The sequence below is a fragment of the Nostoc sp. JL23 genome (assembly GCF_017115065.1).
GTDB lineage: Bacteria > Cyanobacteriota > Cyanobacteriia > Cyanobacteriales > Nostocaceae > Nostoc > Nostoc punctiforme_A.
The window spans coordinates 64,127-88,554 of sequence record NZ_JABXKN010000121.1 but is presented as its reverse complement, the minus strand read 5'-3'; the positions used below and the strand labels follow the sequence as shown (position 1 = coordinate 88,554).

20 protein-coding genes are annotated in these 24,428 nt (G+C 41.9%); 12 read left to right on the top strand and 8 right to left on the bottom strand.

Annotated features, from left to right (window positions below; genetic code table 11):
* Window positions 1–11: 11 nt before the first annotated feature.
* On the top strand, window positions 12–863 hold the full coding sequence (locus HWQ42_RS24225) for an ImmA/IrrE family metallo-endopeptidase (RefSeq protein WP_292816772.1): 852 nt from the start codon (window positions 12–14) through the stop codon (window positions 861–863).
* Here the strand turns inward: HWQ42_RS24225 and rfbB are convergent.
* The 4 genes from rfbB to HWQ42_RS24205 all read right to left on the bottom strand — a co-directional run bounded on the left by rfbB (window position 790) and on the right by HWQ42_RS24205 (window position 4,521).
* A complete protein-coding gene (rfbB, locus tag HWQ42_RS24220; RefSeq protein WP_292816770.1) occupies window positions 790–1,851 on the bottom strand; it encodes a dTDP-glucose 4,6-dehydratase in 1,062 nt (353 codons plus the stop codon). The genes HWQ42_RS24225 and rfbB overlap by 74 nt on opposite strands.
* A 78-nt stretch (window positions 1,852–1,929) precedes the next feature.
* On the bottom strand, window positions 1,930–2,925 hold the full coding sequence (locus tag HWQ42_RS24215) for a glycosyltransferase (protein ID WP_292816768.1): 996 nt from the start codon (window positions 2,923–2,925) through the stop codon (window positions 1,930–1,932).
* A gap of 222 nt (window positions 2,926–3,147) precedes the next feature.
* Window positions 3,148–3,849 (bottom strand): DUF6391 domain-containing protein, encoded by a 702-nt coding sequence (locus tag HWQ42_RS24210; protein WP_292816766.1) that lies wholly within the window; start codon window positions 3,847–3,849, stop codon window positions 3,148–3,150.
* A gap of 408 nt (window positions 3,850–4,257) precedes the next feature.
* Entirely contained in the window at window positions 4,258–4,521 is a 264-nt protein-coding gene (locus HWQ42_RS24205) for a helix-turn-helix transcriptional regulator (RefSeq protein ID WP_099103136.1), read from the bottom strand.
* Between the two features lie 363 nt (window positions 4,522–4,884).
* Here HWQ42_RS24205 and HWQ42_RS24200 point away from each other — a divergent pair, with 363 nt between their 5' ends.
* Complete coding sequence (locus tag HWQ42_RS24200; protein WP_292816764.1) at window positions 4,885–5,862, top strand: carbohydrate kinase; 978 nt, start codon at window positions 4,885–4,887, stop codon at window positions 5,860–5,862.
* On the opposite strand, the gene HWQ42_RS24195 is transcribed toward HWQ42_RS24200, so the two are convergent.
* On the bottom strand, window positions 5,859–6,062 hold the full coding sequence (locus HWQ42_RS24195) for a hypothetical protein (RefSeq protein ID WP_292816762.1): 204 nt from the start codon (window positions 6,060–6,062) through the stop codon (window positions 5,859–5,861). The two genes, HWQ42_RS24200 and HWQ42_RS24195, sit on opposite strands and share 4 nt — an antisense overlap.
* A gap of 458 nt (window positions 6,063–6,520) precedes the next feature.
* Here HWQ42_RS24195 and HWQ42_RS24190 point away from each other — a divergent pair, with 458 nt between their 5' ends.
* Entirely contained in the window at window positions 6,521–6,952 is a 432-nt protein-coding gene (locus HWQ42_RS24190) for a DUF6006 family protein (protein ID WP_292816760.1), read from the top strand.
* A 101-nt stretch (window positions 6,953–7,053) separates the two neighbouring features.
* Here the strand turns inward: HWQ42_RS24190 and HWQ42_RS24185 are convergent, their stop codons facing one another.
* Window positions 7,054–7,731 carry a polysaccharide deacetylase family protein gene (locus tag HWQ42_RS24185; protein ID WP_292816758.1) on the bottom strand — a complete coding sequence of 226 codons (678 nt, stop codon included), beginning with the start codon at window positions 7,729–7,731 and terminating at the stop codon, window positions 7,054–7,056.
* A gap of 210 nt (window positions 7,732–7,941) precedes the next feature.
* On the opposite strand from HWQ42_RS24185, the gene HWQ42_RS24180 reads away from it, so the two are divergent.
* Complete coding sequence (locus tag HWQ42_RS24180) at window positions 7,942–8,817, top strand: RnfABCDGE type electron transport complex subunit D (protein WP_292816756.1); 876 nt, start codon at window positions 7,942–7,944, stop codon at window positions 8,815–8,817.
* A gap of 67 nt (window positions 8,818–8,884) precedes the next feature.
* The gene (locus HWQ42_RS24175; protein WP_292816754.1) at window positions 8,885–10,279 is read left to right on the top strand and encodes a DUF2330 domain-containing protein; all 1,395 of its coding nucleotides are present in this window, start codon (window positions 8,885–8,887) and stop codon (window positions 10,277–10,279) included.
* A gap of 219 nt (window positions 10,280–10,498) precedes the next feature.
* Here the strand turns inward: HWQ42_RS24175 and HWQ42_RS24170 are convergent, their stop codons facing one another.
* On the bottom strand, window positions 10,499–10,783 hold the full coding sequence (locus tag HWQ42_RS24170; protein WP_292816752.1) for a peptidase: 285 nt from the start codon (window positions 10,781–10,783) through the stop codon (window positions 10,499–10,501).
* A gap of 386 nt (window positions 10,784–11,169) precedes the next feature.
* Between HWQ42_RS24170 and HWQ42_RS24165 the strand changes: the two genes are divergently transcribed.
* The 6 genes from HWQ42_RS24165 to HWQ42_RS24140 all read left to right on the top strand — a co-directional run bounded on the left by HWQ42_RS24165 (window position 11,170) and on the right by HWQ42_RS24140 (window position 20,447).
* A complete protein-coding gene (locus HWQ42_RS24165) occupies window positions 11,170–11,598 on the top strand; it encodes a DUF4363 domain-containing protein (protein WP_292816750.1) in 429 nt (142 codons plus the stop codon).
* Between the two features lie 365 nt (window positions 11,599–11,963).
* Window positions 11,964–12,614, top strand: coding sequence for a sigma-70 family RNA polymerase sigma factor (locus HWQ42_RS24160; RefSeq protein WP_292735778.1), 651 nt, complete (start codon window positions 11,964–11,966; stop codon window positions 12,612–12,614).
* A gap of 300 nt (window positions 12,615–12,914) precedes the next feature.
* Window positions 12,915–15,620 (top strand): CHAT domain-containing protein, encoded by a 2,706-nt coding sequence (locus tag HWQ42_RS24155; RefSeq protein WP_292816748.1) that lies wholly within the window; start codon window positions 12,915–12,917, stop codon window positions 15,618–15,620.
* 312 nt (window positions 15,621–15,932) lie between these two features.
* A complete protein-coding gene (locus HWQ42_RS24150; RefSeq protein WP_292816746.1) occupies window positions 15,933–16,901 on the top strand; it encodes a DUF1822 family protein in 969 nt (322 codons plus the stop codon).
* A 184-nt stretch (window positions 16,902–17,085) separates the two neighbouring features.
* On the top strand, window positions 17,086–19,428 hold the full coding sequence (locus tag HWQ42_RS24145) for a CHASE2 domain-containing protein (RefSeq protein ID WP_292816744.1): 2,343 nt from the start codon (window positions 17,086–17,088) through the stop codon (window positions 19,426–19,428).
* A gap of 218 nt (window positions 19,429–19,646) precedes the next feature.
* The gene (locus tag HWQ42_RS24140; RefSeq protein ID WP_292816742.1) at window positions 19,647–20,447 is read left to right on the top strand and encodes a DUF928 domain-containing protein; all 801 of its coding nucleotides are present in this window, start codon (window positions 19,647–19,649) and stop codon (window positions 20,445–20,447) included.
* A gap of 77 nt (window positions 20,448–20,524) precedes the next feature.
* Here HWQ42_RS24140 and HWQ42_RS24135 read toward each other — a convergent pair whose 3' ends face one another.
* Window positions 20,525–22,630: a M3 family metallopeptidase gene (locus tag HWQ42_RS24135; RefSeq protein ID WP_292816740.1), complete on the bottom strand. Its 2,106-nt coding sequence runs from the start codon at window positions 22,628–22,630 to the stop codon at window positions 20,525–20,527.
* 506 nt (window positions 22,631–23,136) lie between these two features.
* Here HWQ42_RS24135 and HWQ42_RS24130 point away from each other — a divergent pair.
* Window positions 23,137–24,093, top strand: a complete 957-nt coding sequence (locus tag HWQ42_RS24130) for a hypothetical protein (RefSeq protein ID WP_292735760.1) — start codon at window positions 23,137–23,139, stop codon at window positions 24,091–24,093.
* Window positions 24,094–24,428: the final 335 nt, after the last annotated feature.

Sequence of the window (24,428 nt, the reverse complement as noted above, 5' to 3'; positions counted from 1 at the left end):
GTAAAAGTCGATTGTATACAATTGCTCCCATCTCTGAACTAATCAAAAATAAGTGGATTCAAGCAGCAGATTCAATTGATGACTTAGAACGGCAAGTATGTGATTTTTTCGGCATATCTTCTTTAGATGAAACACTCCAGCTAGATGTTAATTTTCGTTGTTCCGAGCATCGAGAGCCAGAGGAAACTTCTCGCATAGCTTGGGTAAAACGAGTTGAAAACATAGCGAAACAACAAGAAATTGCTAGTTTTGAACGCAAAAAACTTGAGGCTGCTATCCCTGAAATTCTTGCTTGTGCTAAACAAGTAGAAAGTATTGTGCAGATTCCTAAATTGCTGGCAGATTTAGGTGTACATTTTATAATTGTGCCGCATTTAAGCAAAACATACTTGGATGGAGCAGCCTTTTATTTAAATAGTAATCCCGTTATCGCGTTGACATTGAGATATGACCGGATAGATTCATTTTGGTTCACACTCATGCATGAGTTAGCACATATTTTTTTAGGACATCAAGGAGCTTATTTAGACAACTTGGATGCGTTAGAAGAGAATGATGAGGAAAGAGCAGCTAACGAAAAAGCCGCTGACTGGTTAATAAATCCTCAGACATTAAATGAATTTATTATTACGAATAAAAAAGTCTTTTCTCGTAAGGTGGTTGAAGAATTCGCTCAAAATCAAAATAGACATCCAGGCATAATTATTGGTCGCTTACATTATGACAAATTAGTTCCCCATAAAAATTTGAGACCATTACTCGTTAAAGTTAGCCCAATTTTAGGTCATTCTACAGATAATTTTTGCGATAGTAAGCTTGATATTCCGCAGATAGCAGAGGCTCCCACCAATCACGATGATTGAGATACCATTCAACTGTTAAACGTAAACCCTCAGCAATTGTTACTGAAGGCGTCCAACCGAGCTGAGTTTTAATTTTGTTTGCATTAATTGCATATCTCCTGTCATGTCCCTGTCTATCCTTAACAAAAGTAATCAACTGCTTTGCTGGATATACTGGTAAATCAGGTGCTAATTCATCCATCATCTGACATAAAAGTTGGACGAGGTTAATATTTTCCACCTCATTATTGCCACCAATATTGTATGTTTCTCCTGGTTGACCATTATTGATTACCACATCTAAAGCACGGCAATGATCGCCCACATAAAGCCAATTCCGTACATTTTTCCCATCACCATAAACAGGTAATGGTTTCCCTATCAAAGTGTTGATACACATTAGGGGAATTAGTTTTTCGGGAAACTGATAAGGGCCGTAGTTATTAGAGCAATTTGTGATAATGGTTGGAAGTTGATAAGTATGATAATAAGCACGGACTAAATGATCGCTACCCGCTTTGGAAGCTGAATAGGGACTATTGGGAGCGTAGGGCGTGGTTTCACAAAAAGCTGCGTCATCTTCGCCCAGGCTACCGTAGACTTCATCAGTAGAAACGTGCAGGAAACGATAATCAGATGGTTGTGCTTGTGCTTCCCAATGTTGGCGAAAAGCTTCAAGCAGAGTGAAAGTTCCGACTACATTAGTTTGCACAAAAGCAGCCGGACCAAGAATCGAACGATCAACATGAGATTCAGCCGCAAAATGGGCGATAGTATCAATATTTTCCGTTGATAATAGGTTGTCTATGATGGTGCGATCGCAAATATCCCCCTGCACAAATCGGAAATTCTCTCTTCCCTCAACCAGCGCCAAATTCAGACGATTTCCCGCGTAGGTAAGAGCATCCAACACCACCACGCGATCGTCTGGATAAACCTGACACCAATGATGGACAAAATTCGCCCCAATAAACCCTGCACCTCCAGTAACTAATAACCGCCGATTCATTCAATTTCCTCTCTTCTCTCTGTGTTCTCAGTGCCTCTGCGGTAGCCTGCGGCAAGCCTCTACGCGTCTACGTTTGTATTATTTAAAATATTTCTTCCTCAGCTTCCCATATATCTTCTGAGTAAGTAATTTCGCCATCCGTATTTTCGTCAAACTCTTAATATTAGATTGCTGCTGAATTTTGTGATCAAAAAACTCATTTAACTCGTTCATAATAACTTGGAAACGCTTAATAATATTCTCAGTCCGATGCTCAATAAAAAAATCTTCAGACAAGCTAAAAACTACTGAAGATTCAATCACCTTCATAATACGTTGCACATCATACTCTTGAGAATATCCAGCAATTTTATAACAATTAAATCCAGGATCTAAGTAATCAGCTAGTCCACCGTTGATACTAGAAAATACTTGACAACCACAAGCAAGTGCCTCCATTGGTTGTAAACCAAATCCTTCACTTACACGCTGTTGTGCCCAGTACTCAGCCGAATCATAGAGGTAAACCTTAACTCGGTTGAATAATCCGGGTAAATCCTCTATATAAGAGTCAACAACCAATACTTTACAACGTTTTTGCAACGCTGGAATTAATTCTTTAATTAAATATTCCGAAGACTTCCGAGCTTGAACTAAAACATCAATATCTCGTTCCAACCCTAAATTTTGAAACTCATCAGAAATTTGATTGGGCAAATAATAAATCAGAGAATTGGGCGATTTTTCTCCCCAATATCCCATTGTATAGCGGCTAACAGTCATGATTGGAATACTTGCAGGTAGCCTAAATGGATAACCTGGACTATGTGCATGGTAAACGACATTGTATTGCTGAAGTTTAGCCACAAGTTGAGCTATATCAAATCCCCAACTGATTACAAAAATTACATCATTTAAATTTTTCTCTTTTAACAAATCATCAATAAAAAGCTTATCTTTTTCCCGTTGACGGTAAGTTACAACCTCAGCACTACAGAAATTCTGAGCTAGATTAAGTGCTTTTAACTCAGCCCAAAGACCACCACAGGCAAATTTGCTATCTGTACCGGGAAGTAAGAAGTAAAGTTTTCTCATAATTTTTTTAGGGATTAGGAAGTAGGGAGTGTGGGGAGATGGGGGAGACAATAGAGAAAATTTTATCGTAAATTCAAGGGTTTAAGAACCTGCAATCTATATGTAGCACCCATTTCAGTCAGGGTTTAAATCCCCGTCTGAAATGTCTTTGATTTTGAATTTTGAATTTTGAATTTTGAATTTTGAATTGTTAACTTGTCCCCTTATCTCTTCTTGCTCTCTTCATTCTTGCCAGCCCACTTTAACAAAATGTGCCTCACGCCCCCAAAGGTCGCGTGTACGGGTAATATTTTCAATTGCTAGGTTAAAAGGAATGGCAGTTGTTAAGTAACGCTGTGCCATAGAACCTAAATCAGGTGCGAGTTCAGCGGCTGTCGTTGCTGCTAACCCCAAACCTATAAGTTGCTCGATTGGTCGAAATGGTAGTAATAGATGCACACCGACAGCTAGTCCAGCTGTTAAGAGCATTGCTACTGATAAATTTGTGCCACAACGGGGATGTACAGCCAAATCCCATTCTCCACTGGTGATGCGATGTCGAGCAAGTGTGACTGCACGCCGCAAATCACTAATATTTACCTCACCATAGAGGTAGAATCCCTGCTCAGTAGATAAACCGCCTAATAGTTCATTATCTAGTTGAACGTTAGTGGATTCTCTTGGAGCAGAATAAGCGCTTTTTGATTCGCTAAGAACCCAAACAGTAGCATGTTCTAAAGCATGAACCTGCCGCAGCATCAAAATTTCTTTCAACCCTGGAATAAACGATAGCTGTCTGAGTAAGTCGGCATCTTGCGTGGTTTGCGGAAAGCCTGAAGATTGGTCTTCAAGACTGGAAACCTTCTCAGATACAGGTATCGTAAAATCAAAGTTAAAAAATTCAAAGGGAGACGAGCTACCCTGAAAAGAAGCGGAAGTATTCATTGGAACACTACTCCCAAAGCCGATGGGGCAACATAGATTTCTTTCAAATGTAACGCTTGCACCACTGAATTGTTGCTAATTTTTGTAGATGATTGTTTAGTTAGGGCATGGGGCATGGGGCATTGGGCATTGTAGATGCTTCTCCCCAGTCCCTAATCCCCAATTCCCAATTCCCAGTCCTATATCTGTTCTGCTGAATTTGGAAAGGAATTCTGATCTTTGATAGTTTCCGAGTCCGAGGGTCAGCTGGCTCCACTAACATAAACTCCGGCTGAGTGATGGACTCGGAACTTTTGGTAGAGTGTTCACACTAAAAACTTAGGCGTAAAGAGGGGAACAATCAGTAAAACTCAAAATTAGTTTGTAATTTACTAGACCAAAGCAATTACGCTTCTACTAGTAAATTGTTTATTCAATCTGGTTAGGCAGAGTACAGCAATTGACATCATTCAAACAGACTTTGCCCCACTGTAAAGCCCAGCGGACAAGAGCTACTCGATTATCTGTCTCAGTCTTCGTCAGAATATTACTGATATGGTTATCAACTGTACGCTTGCTAATCTCCAGTTTTCCTGCAATCTCTTGGTTAGTTAAGCCAGCGGCCACTAGGTCGATAATTTGCAGTTCTCTGTCTGACAGACTAACGGGGGTCTCAGACTTGCCACCAGCCATGACTATTTCTATCCTCCCTTGGTATATGTACTTAATCACTCTTTCTAATTCTAGAAGATTCTTTTCTTGGTAGGGGTTTCAAGTGTTAGCAGTAATAGGATTGTCAATATTTTCTTTGGATTTCAAGTTGGCAAAAATATAACCTACGATATATTTTATGTAATAAATATAACTGATTTTTAGGTTCTTTCAATCTCAGCACTGAGGCAAAATAAGTGGAGATTAGAAGCACCTACATGCTATAGGAGTAGTAAAAATTGCTATTTCATTCTATGAAGGACTGGCGACAGATTGGTAGAAACTATTGTAGATTTTATACTGTAAATTCCTAATCCCAAATCGAAATCTAAAATTGAAAATGAGATGAGCAATCCCCGTGTTTTGTGCCTTGGTGAAATTTTGTTTGATTGTTTAGCCGATCAATTAGGGCTAAAGCTGGAAGAAGTGAAATCTTGGACTCCTTATCCAGGAGGGGCACCAGCTAATGTAGCCTGTGCTTTAGTCAAGCTGGGAATGTCAGCAGGATTTGTTGGAGCTGTTGGCGAAGATGAGCCAGGAAATTCACTGGTAAAGCTATTACAAGATGTAGGTGTAGATATTACGGGAGTACAACGCCATCCCACAGCACCAACGCGGCAAGTTTATGTTACACGGGATCTGGCTGGCGATCGCACCTTTGCCGGATTTGGTCAGTACGATACCGCAGAATTTGCCGATACTCGCCTGCAAGCTAAACAATTGTCAGATTCGCTGTTTCAACAGGCAGATTTTCTAGTTTTGGGTACTTTGGAATTAGCCTATCCTGAAAGTGAAGAGGCAATCAATCGCGCTCTAGAGTTAGCAGAACATTACGACTTAAAAATTGTGCTGGATGTCAACTGGCGTCCTGTATTTTGGAAAGAGCCAAACATTGCTCATCAAAAAATTCCAGAATTAGTTAAGCGAGTCGATTTCCTCAAACTCTCCAAAGAAGAAGCTGAATGGCTATTTGAAACCGCAGATCCCGGAGCCATCACTTATCGCCTAGCTTCAATTGAAGGAGTACTAGTGACAGATGGTGAAAACGGCTGCACTTATTGTCTGGGTGAGAACGAAGGCAAATTACCTTCGTTTTCCATCCCTGTAGTTGATACAACTGGTGCAGGAGATAGCTTTTTGGCAGGATTCATTCACCAACTGAGTCAGTATGGTATCCACAGCTTGCGGGATGCAGAAACAGCAAAACGCATTGTCACTTATGCCAGTGCTGTTGGGGCACTGACTACCATTAAACCAGGTGCGATCGCTTCTCAACCTACTGCTGCTGAAGTCGAAGCTTTTTTAGCCACACATCAACTCTAGGAACTAGCATAAGCCACTGGGATATCAGCCTTTAGTGGCTGATACTCCCGACTAGAAAATGTAAGAAAATCTTCATACCATTCTGCGGTCATATTAAACAATAAACGCAGATGGAGAAGTGTCGGTACTAGGTTAACGCGCTCTATTTTTACTTTTAGAAGTTCTGAATTATCCTCAGTGCATAAGAGGAATGCATTCATACCAATTCTGTATGAAGATGCGCCAAACTATATGAGGAACGAACCGCATACTCCTACGGAGAAGCAAGCTACGCGCAGCGTCTCGTAAGAGTTGGACACAAAGAAAAAAGAAAATTTGGCGCACCCTCACAAAGAAATGGTATCAGGTCAGATAGATTTTAAAATTCGTTAGTTAAATACAGCAGAATTCAGGAGTAAAACACGCTTTATACCTGGGTAACAGACAAATCGTTGTGTACCTCACTTTCCTTGAAATCTGCTGTATAACAGTTCACCCGTTTGTAATTGATTAATCCGTTCAGTTGTACAAACAGGAAAGTGTCGCAGTCTATGCACAAAAAATATTAAATCTTTGCACTTTTATTATCTGCATAAACAGTAATACTGATATCTATAAGTTAATAGAAAGTATTAGTGAATAGAAAGTTTAGATCAGCTTAAGGAATTGGTGAAGCATTATGAAAAACATCACAAAATGGCTTTTGGGCTTGGCGATTGTTCCTGCAAGTTTGGTATTGGCATCTAGTCATGTTAAAGCCAGTCAAATTGCTGGTGAGTGGTTCTTTGGTCTCTGGGATTGTAATATTGACGGTAGACCAGCGAAAATGCAGTGGAAAGTAGTCGATGATCCACAAACTAGTTGTAACGGTGATGTTTGCTCTACTACTTCTGGTGTCCGTCTCGTCGGGCGGTTTAGTGATAACGGTAGTGCGTGGGTTCCTCTAGGAAAACGTTTTTCCAGCAGACAAAAACAGGATTTAGGTATTCGTTATTTAGGTGCAGAACAAGATAACTGGTATCTCAAATATAACAGTCGTACTAAAATAGCAGATGGTTGGACGACATGGCGGGGTAAGCGTTATCCACTACAATGTCGTAATCGCAGATAAACATTTGCCAAATTATGCAAAATATGTAAGTAAGCGATCGCTAACTTTGAGTACTAAACACGCCAGTAGCACATTTTTATTTAACTTGACAGGCTAATACTTTAGTTAGCCTGAGTTTGCTGCCATAGAGTATCAACGGTTACAAACTCATAACCTTGTTGTAGCAGTTGTGGAATGAGAATTTGAATAGTGGCAGCAACATCTTGTCCACCGCAAGCACCATCATGCAAGACAATTATTGAACCATTTTTGACCTGTTGCATAATTCGCTGTACCACAGTGATGACACCTGGCCGCACCCAATCTTCTGGTACAACACTCCACATTACTGGGCGGTAATTCCACTGAAAGAACAACTTTAAAGTCGCGGGTGTAAAGAAACCATTGGGGGGGCGAACATCTCGCACTTGTTCAGGTTGCAGATTGCAGGCATTGTAAATGGCAGCTTGGGTTTTTTCTAAACTGTCCTTTAGGTCGTTTGGGGAAAGCATAGGAAAAGAGCGATGATCGTAGCCATGCAATCCGATCCAGTGTCCGCGATCGCTAACGGCTTTAGCAATGGCTGGTGAACGGTTGACGCAAACACCCAACCAAAAAAAACTCGCTGTAATCTTGTAACGATCTAACACTGCCAAGACTTCGGGTGTGTATTGCGGATGGGGCCCATCATCAAATGTGAGTGAGATCGCTTTAGAACCGGGATTTCCACTCCAAAGGCAGTTGGGAAAACTCGGCTGGAGAATGCGGTAGAAAATTGGGAACAGAGGTGCAAATTGCATTTCGAGTCTTTCCGTAACTGTCAAGAAATTTCATACATTCATTTCTCAAAACTGTCTAATTTTAAATCTATGCGCCAATACATAAATAATTGGGGACTTATAGACTTAACTATCTTATTTTGTAACAAAATCTGTAACAGCAATGCTATTTGAGCTATCTCTCGTCTAAATTGATGAGAAATCTACGGGGAATCCCTGAATAAAAGGGTAATGTTGCTTAAAGATATACGAGATTATCAAATACTATTTCTCGGCTTATTCCTAGTGCTGGGAATCGGTACACGAGATTGGACGCTACGACCAGAGTTAATTGGAGTAGCGATCGCCACAAGTCTAGCAACTCAATGGATATTGTCATTAGTCATTGGTCATTGGTCATTAGCAAATGACATAGACGCCCTAGCGGCTTCCCGCAGGGTAGGACAAAGCCCAAATTTTCGCAGTGCTTTAATTACCTCACTGGGACTGAGTCTATTGTTACGGGCTGACCACTGGACGACAATGGCAATAGCCGCAGTTCTTGCGATCGTCAGCAAATTTATCTTCCAAGTTGGCGATAAGCATTTCTTCAATCCCGCCAATTTTGGCATCATATCTGCCTTGATTCTCACCCCTGATGCTTGGGTTTCGCCGGGGCAATGGGGTGAAGAGTGGTGGTATGGGCTATTATTTCTCGGCACTGGCGGCATGATTTTGCAGCGCATTGGTCGCTGGGACACCACAGCAGCTTTTTTGGGTTCCTACTCTTTGCTAGAGGCGATTCGCAATTTCTGGCTGGGTTGGACTTGGGATGTTTACTGGCATCGATTGATGAGTGGATCTTTGCTCTTGTTCGCCCTATTTATGATTACAGATCCGCGATCGATTCCTAATTCCCGAATTGGGCGTGTAGTTTGGGCAATCTGCATCGCCGGATTAACTTTTATCCTGCGAAATTATTTCTTTGTTTCCACAGCAGTTTTTTGGGCGCTGTTTATTCTTGCACCGTTGAGCATCCTGCTAGATGTTTTCTGGTTAGCCCCAAGGTTTTCTTGGCAAGAGAAAGATGAGGAAGCAGGGGTAGAATTCCTAACTCAGCACTCCTAACTCTTGTACAGACGCGATTCATCACGTCTCTAGTCTCTAGCACTAAAAAAGATAGAGGTATAAAATAATGAAGTTTTTTCGACTTTTACCACCATTATTGTTAGCAATTGTAGCTGTTTTGTGCTTTGCCCCCGCAGCTTGGGCATTTTGTGGATTTTATGTAGCCAAAGCTGATACAAAATTGTATAACAAAGCATCTCAGGTTGTGATCGCGCGGGATAGCGATGGCTTTGCCAACACCAAGGGCGATCGCACTGTTATGACAATGGCAAACGATTTTCAAGGCGAAGTCAAAGATTTTGCAATGGTAGTACCAGTGCCAACGGTGCTGCAAAAAGAGCAAGTTCGCGTCACTGAACCGAAGATTATCGAGCGGCTAGATGCTTTTAGTGCGCCGCGATTGGTTGAATATTTCGACCCAGATCCTTGTGCCCCAGTTTACGATAGAGAGTTATCAGCAGCGCCAGCCGCCGCGAGAAGTGAAGCGGGAGGTGCAAGGGGCGATGCTAGTTTGGGTGTGACGGTTGAAGCACGTTTTAACGTTGGCGAATATGACATTGTGATCCTCAGTGCGAAAGAATCTGGTGGACTGGAAACTTGGCTCAAACGCAATGGCTACAAGATCCCCAGAGGTGCGAAACAGTTACTTCAGCCTTATATTCGCTCCTCGATGAAATTCTTTGTTGCTAAAGTCAACTTAGATAAATTTGAGCAATCTGGCTATCAGTTCCTCCGTCCGCTACAAATTTCCTACCAATCGCCCAAATTCATGCTGCCAATTCGTTTAGGCATGATCAATGCTACGACAGAGCAGGATTTAATTGTCTACATCCTCTCGCCCCAAGGACAAGCAGAAATCACCAACTATCGGACTGTGAAAATTCCCTCTGACGCGAACATTCCCTTATTTGTCAAAGATGAATTTGGTGAATTCTATAAATCCATGTTTCAAACTATCTATACCAAAGAAGACAGGAAAGTTGGTTTTTTAGAATACGCTTGGGATATGGGTAGTTGCGATCCTTGTTCTGCCGAACCTCTGACTCCAGAAGAACTCAAGCAAGCAGGTGTATTTTGGCTAGATGATAATTCTACAAGTAATGTGCCAGTATCACCCAGCTTTCGTCGTCCCTTTCCTAGAAGTAACGTTTTTATCTCCCGGTTGCATGTTCGCTATACGCGCGACAAATTCCCTGAAGACTTGATATTTCAACAAACTGCCAACAGTGAATCTTTCCAAGGACGTTATGTTTTACAACATCCGTTCCAAGGGGAACTTAAATGTCAAGCTGGTAGAGAATATAAGCGGTCTTTGCCCAAGCGTTTTGAACAAGAGGCGCAAACTCTAGCTAAACTAACCAACTGGAAAATCCAAGATATTCGCAACAAAATGAAGTTGAGTGTAGGTGATCTGCGATATTCTTGGTGGGAAAATGTCTTATCCTGGCTGGGATTATATTAAGGAGAGTGGGGAGTAAGATAAAAATAAAATCGGATATAGCAGAATTCAGAATTCAGGAGTAAAACCTGTTTTATATCTTGGTAACAGAGTTAGCTAGTGTAACTCCCTAACTTTAAATCTGCCGTAATTTTCTTACCTTAATTTTTATCAAATGATAAAAATTAAGGTATTGTTGTAAGTACTCCTCACCGGATCTCTCAAATCTCGAATAAGCTAATCTTAATTATTGATGTCGCTCCGTTTTTTACGATTGAATAATCCAGACATACTTATTCCTGTAACCAGCAACCCAATCAGCCCTAATCCATTGAAAATTGGGTAAATCGCTTCTAAATGGAAAATTTCTCCTGTATGAATTCTTAACAGAAAACTAGAAGAAAGCCCAGTACTAATCGGCCATTCCTTAACAATAGTTGTCAGCATTCCAGTCAACACAGTTAACATTAAAGGTAGACAAATTATCATACCAATCGTGCGGTGATACTTGCGAAATGCTCGTTTCATAGTCATTCTCCAGAAAGATTATTATTTTATACTAGTGGTTATTAAAATTAGGCGTTGCTGAATTAGGGACTGACAAGAAATAAATTATCCATCTTGTGGGGTGAGCATCCTGACCGCTTAACTGCAAGTTTGGTTTTATTTATAGAAGTTTTGGTTAAGCCGATACCAAACCGGCAAACAGTTTTGATAAAATCATCTTTTGCTCCAGCGGCTTTGAGTTTTTGACGTTTTTTCGCCGTTGCAAACTTACTATGGAAATAAGTATAGGATTAAATGATATATTTAACTAGTAGAGACCATCCCTATAAATGTTGCTGTTAATTCTGGCAAACATCAAACTCTTTTTTTGTCAACGACAGCTTAATAATTAATCAAGGAGTTTTACAATGAAGTTTTTTCAACTAATATCGAGCGTTGTAGGTATAAGCTTGCTAGCTTTGGTAGGCTGTAACAGTCCCGAACAAGCTACTACCCAAACTACCCCAGCGGTGACTCCTAATGCTAGCGCAACATCAACCCCGGCGACAACATCCACTACAGGTAATAGTAGTTTACTAACTATAGTATCCAAAACTAAAGCCGCAGTTACATCCGGCAACTTTGTTCAAGCTAAAAAAGAATTTGACAAATTTGAGGATTCTTGGAAAGAAGTTGAAGACGGTATTAAAGTTAAATCTCGTAATAATTATGAAACTATAGAGACAAATATGGATCAGGTTACAGAAGAACTTAAAGCTTCTAAACCCCAAAAAGACAAATTATTGACAGCATTGCAGTCATTAGAAAAAACTATTACTACTGTTTCAAAAACTTAACTAAATATGCATTCAAAATAACTTGAATGCACCATCTTTCTGCCTACCCTTGAATTTACTCATAGGGTAGGCAAAAGAGCGGTAAATTGAGTGTATAACCAAGCTCTATGAGCAAACGTGGTGAGTTTGAGAACCCAAGCAACCAGGATATTAAGGCGCTCGATGTCTTAGGAATCTTCGATCACTTCAGCCCGGAGAGTGTCAAATCTAAGTTCTATTTACTTCAGAACCTCAAATCTCCCAATAGTCTATGCCCGTTCCCTACTGCCTTTTAAAAAAGATCCAGTATCTTGACTAAAGGTAATTTTTTCGGGTGTTGTTATACGCAATACTAAGATATTCTTGCTTTCTTCGCCAAGATTGTCATGGTTCAATTCGATGAACAGCTACGCCGCTTAGTTACAGAAGCCTGTGGACACAAACCTGGAAGTCCTCAGCGTCAGAAGCTGCTTACGCAAATTATTCGCTTGACAGCAAGTAGACTCTGGAGGGAAACTACTCCCTACTATCAAGACGCACTACAACAAACTTGGTTGTATTTCTGTCGCAATGTTTGTGAAGGTTTGACAGGTCAAATCTACGATCCCAATTATGGCAGTGTGATCACCTGGCTGAATGCTTACTTAAAAAGGAGACTACAAGATTTTTACCTTAACCAGAACCGAGAACAAGCCACAACAGTCCCTCTGAGAATTCGTCAGTCTACATCCGGTGGAACAAGTGAAACTATTGATCCTGTAGATAATCTACCGGCTAGCCCCCAAGCACCTCCGATTTTGGAAGACTTGGAGATATGGGCGAAGACAGATTCGGATGGGGAACTGCGCGGTACTTACATTAAAGGGCGTCCAGATGTGAATTGTCAGGTATTAATTCTCAAACGTTTACCCCCAGAAGTTAGCTGGAAAGATTTATCTGAGGAATTTGGGTTGTCAATTCCGACATTAAGCAGTTTTTATCAACGCCAATGTTTACCACGTTTGCGTAAATTTGCAGAATTGGAGGGATTATTATGATTGGTGCTGTTAGCAGATAGCTAGGGTTGAGCCAGTGCTGAGTCAGAGGTAGTACTGATGAATCATTCTCATTTTCAGCCGAGGTATTCATTCCTCGAAATTGATTTAATGTCTAGACCTAGTTAACTTTACTTTTTACTCGGCACTGTTTCGATGGGTTGTTGGTTAAGGTTAGCGATCGCCATAAAGAAAATTGTGGAAGCTCAAAGATTGCTGAGGAATGGGAATGGTAACATTACCCTGTTAGCCTAATAGTTCATCCTATGTGTTTCTGGTTATCACCTATCTCTCGTCATACTTATGGCTAAAACAACTAGGATTTTTGGCGCGAATTCTCTAAAGTTTAAAAGCAGGGTTCGCTGGCTTACCTCCCTAGCTCACTTTTTACGTTTACCTTTGTACTTCCTAGTCGCTTTGCTATGCATTGTCGGTTCACCAGTGCTAGCAAAAGTTCCTGGCTCAATCAATTCTTCATCCCAACTGCCAATAAATAGTCCAACATCGCTGACTGTGCCCACTGATGCTGCCTCACTCTTACAGCAGGGCAAAGTTTTATACAGTAATGGCAAATTTGCCAAAGCTGTAGAAGTATTACAACAAGCTGTCCAAATATATAAGCAGCAAGGGGAGAGCCTTGCACTAGCAGCCACATTGGGTAATCTTTCCCTAGCTTATCAACAACTCGGTGCATGGAGTCAGGCGCAGCAAGCAATTACAGAAAGCTTAAATTTACTCCAAGGACAGGATAAAAACCAAAATCTGCAAATATTTGCCCAATCACTCGATATACAAGGTCGTCTGCAATTGGCAATGGGAAAGTCCGAGGCGGCTTTGGCAACTTGGCAGCAGACAGAAGAAATTTACAAACAAGCAGATGATAAAAGTGGCGTGGTGCGATCGCTAATCAATCAAGCACAGGCCTGGCGCACCCAAGGATTTTACCCGCGAGCGATCAAAACACTCGATCGAATAAGTCAGACGTTAAAATCTCAACCAGATTCTCTAGAAAAGACAGTGAGTTTGCGATCGCTCGGTGATGCCCTTTTGGTATTGGGCGATTTGAAAAAGTCACGCCAAGCCCTAGAAGAAAGTCTGAGGATTGCTCAAAATCTCCACTCAAACGCTGATATTGGGGCTAGTCTGTTCAGCTTGGGGAATAATGCCCGTAAACAAAACCAAAAGGAACAGGCGATCGCCTATTATCAACAAACAGTCGCAGTATCTCCTTCACCCCTCACAAAAGTTCAAGCGCAACTCAATCACCTGGGACTACTGATTAAAGATAAAGAATGGGCAAAAGTGCAAACTCTTTTGCCGTCCATTGAGTCCCACCTCGACCAACTTCCCCTCAGCCGTGCGAGTATTTACGCTCATGTCAACTTTTCACAAAGTTTGGCAAAAGTCAAGAGTGGTGTATTGCAAGCATCAAGTCAGGGTTTTTACTCAGGATTAAGTACAAAAGACTCAGCAAAATTACTCGCTAGTGCCATCCAGCAATCCCGCAGTTTAGGAGACAAGCGGGCAGAGGCTTATGCTCTGAAGAGTTTAGGCGGCTTGTACGAAGAAACCAAACAGTGGTCAGAAGCGCAAGACTTGACCAAACAAGGATTAGCGTTGGCACAGAGTAGCAATGCACCAGAAATTACCTATAGCTTGGAGTGGCAATTAGGTAGATTGCTTTGGGCACAAAAAGATATTAATGGTGCGATCGCCGCTTATGATGCTGCTGTAGATACTCTTGAGTCTCTCCGCAAAGATTTAATAGTCAATAAAGATTTAGTGAACCAAGATGTGCAATTTGACTTCCGGGACAGCGTAGAACCCGTCTACCGCCAGTCAGTAGAGTTACTACTGCAATCTCAAAAAGGAAAACCAAATGAAAAAATATTGGAGAAAGCACGCGAGCGGATTGAAGCACTGCAACTAGCAGAATTAGACGACTTCTTTCAGGAAGCTTGTCTGCAAGGTCAGAAAGTGGCTCTAGATCGAGTAGTAGACAAAGATAATTCTAAGGCTGGCATCCTTTATCCAATTATTCTTCGTGACGAACTCCAGGTAATTGTCAAAATTCCCAAACAACCTCTGCAAAGCTACAGTACCAAGATTTCCCAAGCAGAAGTAGAGAAACTGTTAATAGAACTGCGAAGAAATCTTGTCAATCCAACTGCTACTAAGATCGTCCAAACCCAATCGCAAAAAGTTTACAGCTGGCTGCTTAAACCCATTGAGTCGCAATTGCAGCAAAGTGGGGTCGATACGTTAGTGTTCGTCCTAGATGGGCCATTACGCAATTTACCAATGGCAGCTCTCTACGATGGTAAACAATATTTAGTAGAGAAATATGCGATCGCCCTGAGCGTCGGTCTACAACTCCTCGACCCGAAACCGCTAATCAAACAGCAGCTGAGAGCGCTAACCGCAGGATTAACTCAGCCGCCGCCAGGATTTCCCAAGTTTGCACCATTACTGGCGATCAAATCTGAATTTGACGGTATTGCGAAAGCAGGAGTTTCGACAACCAGCCTATTGGATGGAGATTTTAAGAAAAAGAATTTGGAAAGTGAAATTGATGCTACTTCATTTAACATAGTGCATTTGGCAACCCACGGTCAGTTTAGTTCCCGCCTTGAAGACACTTTTATTTTAGATTTCGATGGTCAGATCAATGTCAAAGATTTTGATACCCTCTTCCGCAGTCAGGGTAAAACCGTAGTAGAGTTATTAGTTTTGAGTGCTTGCCAAACAGCAACAGGAGACAGCCGTGCAGCACTCGGTCTAGCAGGAGCAGCTGTCCGAGCTGGGGCACGTAGTACAATAGCTTCCCTGTGGCAAATTGATGATGAATCAACAGCAATGTTTGTTAGTGCCTTCTATAGAGAACTCAAGAGTGGCAAAATCACCAAAGCCGAAGCAGTCCATCGTGCCCAGCTACAACTCCTGAAACATCCCAACTACAGAGCGCCAAGCTTTTGGTCTGCCTATGTATTGATTGGCAATTGGTTGTGATTTGAGGAGCAAATTTTCGTAATTCATCGCTCAAATTGTCCGCTCAAAAATTGGCAACCTATGTGCTAGTTGATAAACCGCTTTTAGCAGCTTGAAGATATCTTCATAAAAGTATAAATACTCAAAACCTCTATCTCCCAGATCATTTCAATATACAATTTTTTAATTTTATGGGATATTTTTACCTAATCCCTAGTCCCCAATTGTCTTTTTCCAGTATTCAGTTTTTTTTCCAGTATTCAATTTTGTGGCATAAATTTATTGAATGCGGGTGATAGATATATAGCAGCATTGATCCCTAGAAATTGACTTATGAATAACTCCACCTATCAGCTAGATGATTTCGCTTTAACATTGCCAATTTCCCAAACAGCTCGCATAACTGCCCAGGAATTTGCTAACCAGCAGCCAAATCCTGAAAAAGCAGAGCAAGTCCGGCTGAATACTTTAGCTGTATGGGTGGTGAATGATTACTTGCAGATGATGGATATTCCTACCGATCTTCAAGCTAGTGACAGTTGGAACCCGATCATGCGCCTTTGTGGGGATGTCGCTGATTTAGAAGTGCCCTCAATTGGCCGGCTGGAGTGTCGTCCCGTGCATCTGCATCAGCAGATATGTTCTATTCCTCCAGAAACTTGGCAAGAACGGGTGGGTTATTTAGTAGTTCAATTTGATGAATCGCTCGAAGAAACAAGGCTGCTTGGTTTTATCCCTAGTGTGGCCACTGAAACAGTTCCTTTAGCGCAACTGCAACCATTGGAAGCTTTTATTGACCACATCTGGGAACTGCGTCAATCCCCAGTTAATTCATTAGTGAATTTGAGTCAGTGGTTTGCTGGTATATTTGAGACGGGCTGGGAGACTATTGAATCGCTGTGGAACGTGCCGGAATTCAGACCAACTTATGCCTTTCGCAGTATTGAAACTTTGGAATTAGATGCCCTCAAACAACCAGAATCAATTACTAAACGGGCAAAAGTAATTGATTTAGGTATCCAAATCCACAACCAACCTGTGATGTTAATTGTGGAAATCAGCCCCGAAAAAGATCAACAAACTAGTATTCATCTCCAATTGCACGCCACTGGAAATCAAATATACTTACCACCAGGAGTTCATCTCACTGTTCTAGATAGTTCAGGAGCAGTATTTCTAGATGCTCAATCTAGAAAATCAGACAACTACATTCAGTTGCAGTTTCGTGGTGAACCCACAGAAGAATTTAGCGTTAGAGTAGCCTTGGATAATACCAGCATTACCGAATATTTCCGAATTTGAAAGATATAGCTATCTTCCCTTTTTGTCGGTACTTTATTAAGAGATAATTCATTAATTAAAAATTAAAAATTAAAAATCCAAGCCAGCTTTTAGGGATTTTGAAAAAAATCTGTAGACGCTTAATGAAGCTTGCGATCGGACATTAGAACAGGGGACGATATGGCACAGGGAGATAGCGACGGTTATGAGTAAGTTAGTGGCGATCAAATTCGGAGAGGGTAGTTTTGAGCAGGGGTTTGCTGTCACCCTCCAAATTGGTGAAGAACACGAGCGTGCTACAACCGAAATCACCGGGAGGCTCCCATCATTCCCGGAAATGCCGCTCTATTATAGTCATTGGCAGTCTAGTTATCGGCAAATAGGCAATCGTTATCGCCTCCATGCTGACAAAATGCAGGTGACGAATGTATCGATGGTGCAAGACTGCGAAAACGCTTCTCATATTTTGCGGGCACGCTTTAATACCTGGCTGCGAGCAGAGGAGTTTCGCCCGTTGAGGGAAAAATGGTTAGAAAGATTATCGTCCAGCGACGAAGTACGGGTGATTTTGCAAACAGAAAATACCCAATTGCAGCTATTACCCTGGCATTTGTGGGACTTATTAGAACGCTATCCCAAAGCTGAAATTGCCCTTTCTTCACCATCCTACGATCACATTCACAAGCCACGCACTCTCAATCAATTAGTCAATATTTTGGCAATCGTGGGCAATAGTAAGGGGATTGACACCCAAGCCGATCGAGCTTTACTGCAACAGTGTAGTAACGCAGAGGTGAGCTTTTTGGTAGAACCACAACGTAAGGAATTGACTGAGCATCTCTGGGGAAAAAACTGGGATATTCTCTTCTTTGCCGGTCACACTTCCAGTAACAAAAATGGAGAAAGCGGACGAATTTACCTGAATAGAACTGATAGTCTTACCATTGGCGAGTTGAAGTACGCTCTCAAAAAAGCTATTGAAAATGGTTTGCAATTAGCTATATTCAACTCCTGTGATGGATTGGGTTTGGCGCGAGAATTAGCTGATTTGCAAATTCCTCAAATAATTGTCATGCGCGAACCCGTCCCAGACCAAGTTGCTAAGGAGTTTTTAAAATATTTTCTCCAAGGCTTTGCCGGTGGCGAGTCTTTATATCAAGCGGTACGCCAAGCGCGGGAACGCTTGCAAGGACTTGAGGATAGATTTCCTTGTGCGACTTGGCTACCAGTAATTTGCCAAAATCCGGCGCAGATACCACCGACTTGGGATGAATTAAGGTCTACAAAATCTGAAGGTGAAGAGCAAGCAAGTTTACCTTTGTCTAACAGACGCAAATTGAAGAGAACTGTGTTATTCAGCTTGGCAGTTACAGTCTTGGTTTTTGGCGTGAGATTGGTGGGATTGCTAGAAAATCCAGAGATTCAAGCTTTTGACCTGATGATGCGATCGCGCCCTGCCGAAGGTCTCGATCCCCGACTGTTGATCATCACAATTGACGATGAGGATCTAGCGACTCAAAGACAAAATGGCGAGTACTTGATCGGAGCTTCTATTTCCGAAAAATCTCTCAATAAACTCTTAACAAAACTAAATCAATACCAACCCCGTGCGATCGGATTGGATGTCTACCGTGATTTTCAGGCCAAAGAGCCAGATTTAATTACTCGTCTCCAGCAAACTCAGAACTTAGTTGGCATATGCAAGGGGAGCGATCGCTCAGGAAATATCAAAGGCATTAAGGCGCCACCAGAAATCCCTCCAGCAAATCTGGGATTCAGTGACTTTATTCACGATCGCGATGGAGTTATTCGCCGGCATCTTCTGTTCATGAATCAGGAGACGACATCATTGTGTTCTGCTCCATATTCCTTCAGTTTACAACTAGCATCCCTTTATCTGCACCCTTTAGGAATTCAAACAAAGTTCACCCCTGAAGGAAATTTGCAGTTGGGTAAGACTATTTTTCCGAATCTGAAGTCTCGTACTGGTGCCTATCAAAATATTGATGCTAATGGCGGTCAAATCTTACTCAACTATCGTGCTTCCAAAGAAATAGCCGAACAGGTAAAGCTAACGCAATTTTTATCTAGTCCAATTAACCCCAACGCCATCAAAGACCGAATTGTTCTGATTGGTGTGACTGCAAAGGGGGATTCTCCAGACACCTGGCCTACACCTTATGGCATTCCTTTAGATGAGCAAATGCCAGGAGTACTGGTACAAGCTCACATGGTCAGCCAGATCCTTGGTGCAGTCCAGGATGGGCGGCCTTTGCTGGGGGCTTGGTCATGGTGGGCTGAGGTCGCTTGGATTTGGGGCTGGTCTTTTATTGGGGGAGTCCTGGCTTGGCGTAGGCTTTCCTTACCCTGGTTGGCATTGGCAATCGCTGTTACTTCTAGCGTTTTGTATTTACTTTGTTTTGGTCTGTTAATTTCGGGTGCTTGGGTGCCTTTTGTACCGTCGGCTTTATCGTTGGTAGGTATGGTGGGCTTGATGTCAATTCATAATAATTCAAAAACAAAAGTGCGGGTGGGAAATGGGGAATAGGGGCAGGGGAGCATTAACAATTCAAAATTCAAAATTCAAAATTAAAGACATTTCAGACGGGGATTTAAACCCTGACTGAAACTAATGCTACATATAGATGTAGGGGTCCTAAACCCTTGAATTTACGATAAAGAATCTCTCTCCTCTGCCCCTCTGCCTCTTGTGCCCAATCTAAAATCTAAAATCTAAAATCTAAAATCCTATGAGGTCAGGTTTCTATGAATTCAAATTCACAACCGATAAAACTGTTTTTAGTAGTAGCTTTTAGCTGTACAAGTTTATTAGCTAGTCTCAGTCCAGTACTGGCGAAACCAACCCCTAATCGCTCTGATGCTAAAACGATCCTTGCTCAAGCCAAAACCTTTAATCAACCTCCAATTCCAGCTGGCTCCCCTCCTGGAGGTCGCGTTCGTGGTGGAGCGAAGCGCGGGGAATCTGGATGCCCTACACCTAAAATTGACTTGACTGCTTTAGTGCCCTTTACTCAGGAAGCTAACTCTGTAATTAATGTCTGGGGACAAACAACAGTAGAACATCCAAGTTGGTTTTTCTATGTGCCATATACCAAAGATTCGCCATATACAGTTGAATTTGTGCTGCAAGATGGGGACGCTAACGAGGTATACAAAAAAGCGATCGCTTTATCGGATAAGCCAGGAGTCATCAGCGTTTCTTTGCCTAGCACTGCACCCGCTTTAGCAGTAAACACACAATACCGTTGGTTTTTCACCATTAACTGTGACAAGGAAAAGAATGCTCCTCCAACTTTTGTTGAAGGGGTAATAAAACGAGTTAATCTGAGTCAACCAACAGTCAAAGAAATAGAAATGGCAGAACCTCTAAAGCGCTATTCTATCTATGCCCAAAATGGGATATGGTACGAGGCACTGACGACGTTGGCTGAACTGCGTCAAAAAAATCCTCAAGACGCAGCCCTGAAAGCAGAGTGGCGAAATTTGTTAGGCAGCATCCGCTTAGATGATGTTGCTGGAGAACCGATTCTTCTAGGAACACCTTAAACTAAAAAAATAATGTTTAGTTAAGCCAATATTTAATGTAGAGAGGTTGCAATACAACATCTCTACAGATGTGTTGTTTAGTTTGCAGCAGCACTTACTAAACCATTGTGCCTGAGCAAAGCGATCGTACTTGGTTCACGACCCCGGAAAGTTTTAAACACCTCCATTGGATGCTTGCCACCACCGAGTGCTAGCACCGTATCCCGATAACGCCGACCTGTAGCTTTTATAGCTTCTTCATTTTCTAACCCAGCTTCTTCAAAAGCGGCAAAAGCATCAGCACTAAGTACTTCAGCCCATTTGTAACTGTAGTAACCTGCTGCATAACCACCCTCAAAAATGTGTCCGAAAGAACACAAAAATGAATCTTCTGGAAGTGGTGGTAAAATAGTAGTAGTTTTGGCTATGCGATGACCCACATCTGCTGGAGTTTCATTGCTACCAGAACGATAGCGGTAGTGTAATTCTAAATCAATACTGCTAAGGTGAATTTGCCGTAACATAGCAGTACCACTCCTATAATTACGTGCCGCTAGCAGCTTTTGATAATAATGCTCTGGTAGGGCTTCTCCAGTTTCGTAATGTTTAGCCATGCCAAAAAAAGTGGGTCGCTCATAACACCAGTTTTCCATAAACTGGCTGGGTAGTTCCACTGCATCCCATTCCACATTATTGATGCCTGCGGCTCCCGCATAGTCAACTTTGGTGAGCATATGATGCAATCCATGACCAAATTCGTGGAACAAAGTCTCTACTTCATAGAAAGTCATCAAACTCGGCTTGCCATCTACTGGGGGAGTTTGATTACATATCAAATAAGCCACAGGCAAGCGGATGGCAGTTACACCATTTTCAGTTTTGGCACGATTAATGCATACATCCATCCAAGCACCACCGCGTTTTTCTGCAGGACGGCTATAGGGGTCTAAGTAGAAGTAAGCGATGGGAGAACCAGTTTCATCGGCTATTTGGAAATAACGGACATCCTCATGCCATACTGGGGCTTTACCATCGGCAGGGGTTACTGTAACACCAAACAGCCGCTTAACAAGTCCAAACAAGCCATCTAGCACTTGGGGAAGGGGAAAATAGGGACGTAATTCTTCAGCGGTAAAGGCAAATTTTGCTTCTCGTTGGCGTTCTGCCCAAAAGCTGATATCCCAATGTTTTAAATCCTGATATTCTTCTCCATGTGATGCAGCAAAACCTTGGAGTTCTTTTAAGTCTTTGACAGCAGCATCATAACTGGCCTGGCGTAGTTCTTCTAATAGTGCTTCGACTGCCTCAACATTAGGAGCCATTTTACTTGCAAGGCTCAACTCGGCAAAACTCTTAAACCCAAGTATATCTGCGAGTTCTTGCCGTAACTCCAACATACGCACAATTAACGGATTATTATCTAAATCGCCACTAGAAGCGCGAGTTATATGAGCTTTGTAGAGCTTTTCACGCAAATCTCGACGGGTGCTGTGCTGCATGAAAGGGCCGTAGCTGGGGAAGTCTAAAGTAATGCGCCAAGGGCCATTTTCTGGTGTAGCGTTCTCTTCTTTTGCCGCACGTGCAGCTTGGGCGGCTAAACTCACCAAACTTGGTGGTAAACCGTCAATTTCCGCTTTTGTTGTTAGGGTTAAGCTAAAGGCTTTTGTGGCATCAAGTACATGGTTAGAGAATTTAGTAGAAAGTTCTGCCAACTCCATCTGAATGGCGTTAAAACGCTCTCTTGCTTCTCCTTTTAAGCCAACACCAGAAAGTTCTGCATCTCGAATGGCGGCTTCTACAATGCGCTGTTGGGCTAATTCTAAAGTTGCCCAACTATCACTGCTACGGAGTGCCTTAAATGCATTGTAGATGGGTTGGCTTTGACCGAGTTTGTTGATAAATTGTACAACTAGTGGCTGTACGATTTCATGAGCTTCGCGCAGTTCCGGGCTATTTTTAACACCCATTAAATGATTTACCGCCCCCCAACTCCAGGTAAGCCGCTCTGTCAGATTGTCTAAGGGTTCTACTAAACCACTCCAAGTAGGCTGTACACTAGCCTCTAAGGTGGCAAGTTGCCGATCAAGTTCTGCTAGCAACTGATTAAAGGCTGGTACTACTCGTTCTGGTTTAATCTCTGCAAAGGGAGGTAAACCAGTGCCTTGGAGTAAGGGATTATCGGAAATAATGGTACTTGCACTCATGATTTTGTGTGAACTGCGAACGAAAAAAATCATTGTTGATTTTTACTTATATATCTTCTAATGTAACGATCGCTGTGCTATTTAGTATTGCCATTGTGGCAAAAAGGTAAAAAAAACTATAATTCCTCACAAAAATATCCCGATAGGAATATTTTGTTTAGTTTATGAACCTTGCGATCGCATCGGTAACAGAGTGTATTGACCTACCTCACTCTGACTAAAGGCGATGCCTATGGCGGGCTACGCCTACGCAAAAAGACGCGATCGTGTATTATGTCAAACAGGTAACTCGTCCGTCAGCATGGGCGTTACCTTGAAACCGCAGTTTTAGCTGAATAATTCCACGTTTTCAAGGCGTAGAAGCGTACAAATTAACTGAGCGTCAGCGAGCAAACCGAAAAGGAAGGCTCCAGATTTCCATATTTATGATATTATTTGGCAACTCATCTTTTTACTCATAAAATCGAAGACAAGATCAAGGTCAGTAGAAAAGAGTCCCTAAATTAATGAATACGTTAATCAGTCAGGGTGGAAGAGCTATCACTAAATTTCAGGTGGTAGACCGGATAAACGATATAGCTTGGCAAGCTCACCAAGGCAGCGTTGCAGCGATTATTCAGCTATTGAACGAAAAGCTAGCCCAGTCGTGTGTCAGAACTAGAGCCATTTTTTCTGATGGTGTCTTACAAATTCTCTGCGAGGCAGCTAAAGTAGAGCAACTTGAGCAATCTCCCCTGGTAGAACAAATCCAGCAAATTCTTGAGTCTATCGCCCCGCGTCACATTCGCCGCGTCAAAATCAACAGTCGGATTGTTCGAGAACAACAATTGCTATGGTTAAAAGAAATAGATAGCGATCGCGAAAATCAATTGCTTTGGTCACAGGAAATTACATTAATTCAGCCAAATATTGTAAAGCAATTAATTAAAGATTTTACAGAAGCTCAAGCTGAACTAGGAAAACCAAATTATCCTAAAACTCAAGTCTCTCGTCCTTTAGTACTTATTAACAAAGAAAAATACAAAAATAAACCTAAAACAAAGATATTAGCAGCAGCTGGTTTATGCTCGCTGTTGTTGCTTAGTTGGATTGTTTATGCCCAACTAGGTAATAAACTGAAAAACCTAATACAACCAGAAAGTTCCAAATCTTTAACTACAGAAAATACTAACGATAGGAAAGCCCAAACACCATCTCGCTCTCCTAACAATAACTTTTCTGAGCCATCTGACGATCCATTTCAAATATCTGTGCGAATTGCCAACCAAGCTTCTGCATCTGGTAAAACAGCTACAACCTCAACTCAGTGGTTAGAGATCGCTGCTAAGTGGCAACGGGCTTCAGATTTAATGAGTACGGTACCACAAACCCACAGCCGTTATCAAGAAGCCAAGATTCGTACTCAACTTTATAAAAAATACACTGAGGCGGCACAGAAAGAAGCAGATAAGAGCAAATCTTAGTTTTTTCTGATTGGAAGACTGCGATTAATGATTAGTATTCCAGCAGTAGGAAATGGATTATTTACTTTACTTATCACGCTTCATCCAAGCGCGTAAAACTAATTTCAATGGCTAACGCTTTTCTTGGGGAATGGGAGTAAATTCCCCACTTGATAATATTAGTTGTGCCGCCGAATAGTCGCAAAAGGATTCTGGATAACACATACAGCAGCTTGTAAGTAACTGAGGTACAAATGCAGGGCTTACGCATCAAATATAAAGAGTTTCTACCTCCTGCCTTAAAACTCATAACTTTGTACTTTATGTAAAAGAAAACTGCTGTATTTAATTTCTGG

Excerpts from the sequence above, each read along its gene's own strand:
- HWQ42_RS24170 (WP_292816752.1), bottom strand. The coding sequence starts at position 10,783 with ATGAAACGAGCATTTCGCAAGTATCACCGCACGATTGGTATGATAATT.
- HWQ42_RS24150 (WP_292816746.1), top strand. The coding sequence starts at position 15,933 with ATGAATAACTCCACCTATCAGCTAGATGATTTCGCTTTAACATTGCCA.
- HWQ42_RS24195 (WP_292816762.1), bottom strand. The coding sequence starts at position 6,062 with ATGAATGCATTCCTCTTATGCACTGAGGATAATTCAGAACTTCTAAAA.
- HWQ42_RS24190 (WP_292816760.1), top strand. The coding sequence starts at position 6,521 with ATGAAAAACATCACAAAATGGCTTTTGGGCTTGGCGATTGTTCCTGCA.
- HWQ42_RS24140 (WP_292816742.1), top strand. The coding sequence starts at position 19,647 with ATGAATTCAAATTCACAACCGATAAAACTGTTTTTAGTAGTAGCTTTT.
- HWQ42_RS24180 (WP_292816756.1), top strand. The coding sequence starts at position 7,942 with ATGTTGCTTAAAGATATACGAGATTATCAAATACTATTTCTCGGCTTA.
- HWQ42_RS24175 (WP_292816754.1), top strand. The coding sequence starts at position 8,885 with ATGAAGTTTTTTCGACTTTTACCACCATTATTGTTAGCAATTGTAGCT.
- HWQ42_RS24165 (WP_292816750.1), top strand. The coding sequence starts at position 11,170 with ATGAAGTTTTTTCAACTAATATCGAGCGTTGTAGGTATAAGCTTGCTA.
- HWQ42_RS24215 (WP_292816768.1), bottom strand. The coding sequence starts at position 2,925 with ATGAGAAAACTTTACTTCTTACTTCCCGGTACAGATAGCAAATTTGCC.
- HWQ42_RS24130 (WP_292735760.1), top strand. The coding sequence starts at position 23,137 with ATGAATACGTTAATCAGTCAGGGTGGAAGAGCTATCACTAAATTTCAG.
- HWQ42_RS24155 (WP_292816748.1), top strand. The coding sequence starts at position 12,915 with ATGGCTAAAACAACTAGGATTTTTGGCGCGAATTCTCTAAAGTTTAAA.
- HWQ42_RS24135 (WP_292816740.1), bottom strand. The coding sequence starts at position 22,630 with ATGAGTGCAAGTACCATTATTTCCGATAATCCCTTACTCCAAGGCACT.
- rfbB (WP_292816770.1), bottom strand. The coding sequence starts at position 1,851 with ATGAATCGGCGGTTATTAGTTACTGGAGGTGCAGGGTTTATTGGGGCG.
- HWQ42_RS24205 (WP_099103136.1), bottom strand. The coding sequence starts at position 4,521 with ATGGCTGGTGGCAAGTCTGAGACCCCCGTTAGTCTGTCAGACAGAGAA.
- HWQ42_RS24185 (WP_292816758.1), bottom strand. The coding sequence starts at position 7,731 with ATGCAATTTGCACCTCTGTTCCCAATTTTCTACCGCATTCTCCAGCCG.
- HWQ42_RS24160 (WP_292735778.1), top strand. The coding sequence starts at position 11,964 with ATGGTTCAATTCGATGAACAGCTACGCCGCTTAGTTACAGAAGCCTGT.
- HWQ42_RS24200 (WP_292816764.1), top strand. The coding sequence starts at position 4,885 with ATGAGCAATCCCCGTGTTTTGTGCCTTGGTGAAATTTTGTTTGATTGT.
- HWQ42_RS24145 (WP_292816744.1), top strand. The coding sequence starts at position 17,086 with ATGAGTAAGTTAGTGGCGATCAAATTCGGAGAGGGTAGTTTTGAGCAG.
- HWQ42_RS24210 (WP_292816766.1), bottom strand. The coding sequence starts at position 3,849 with ATGAATACTTCCGCTTCTTTTCAGGGTAGCTCGTCTCCCTTTGAATTT.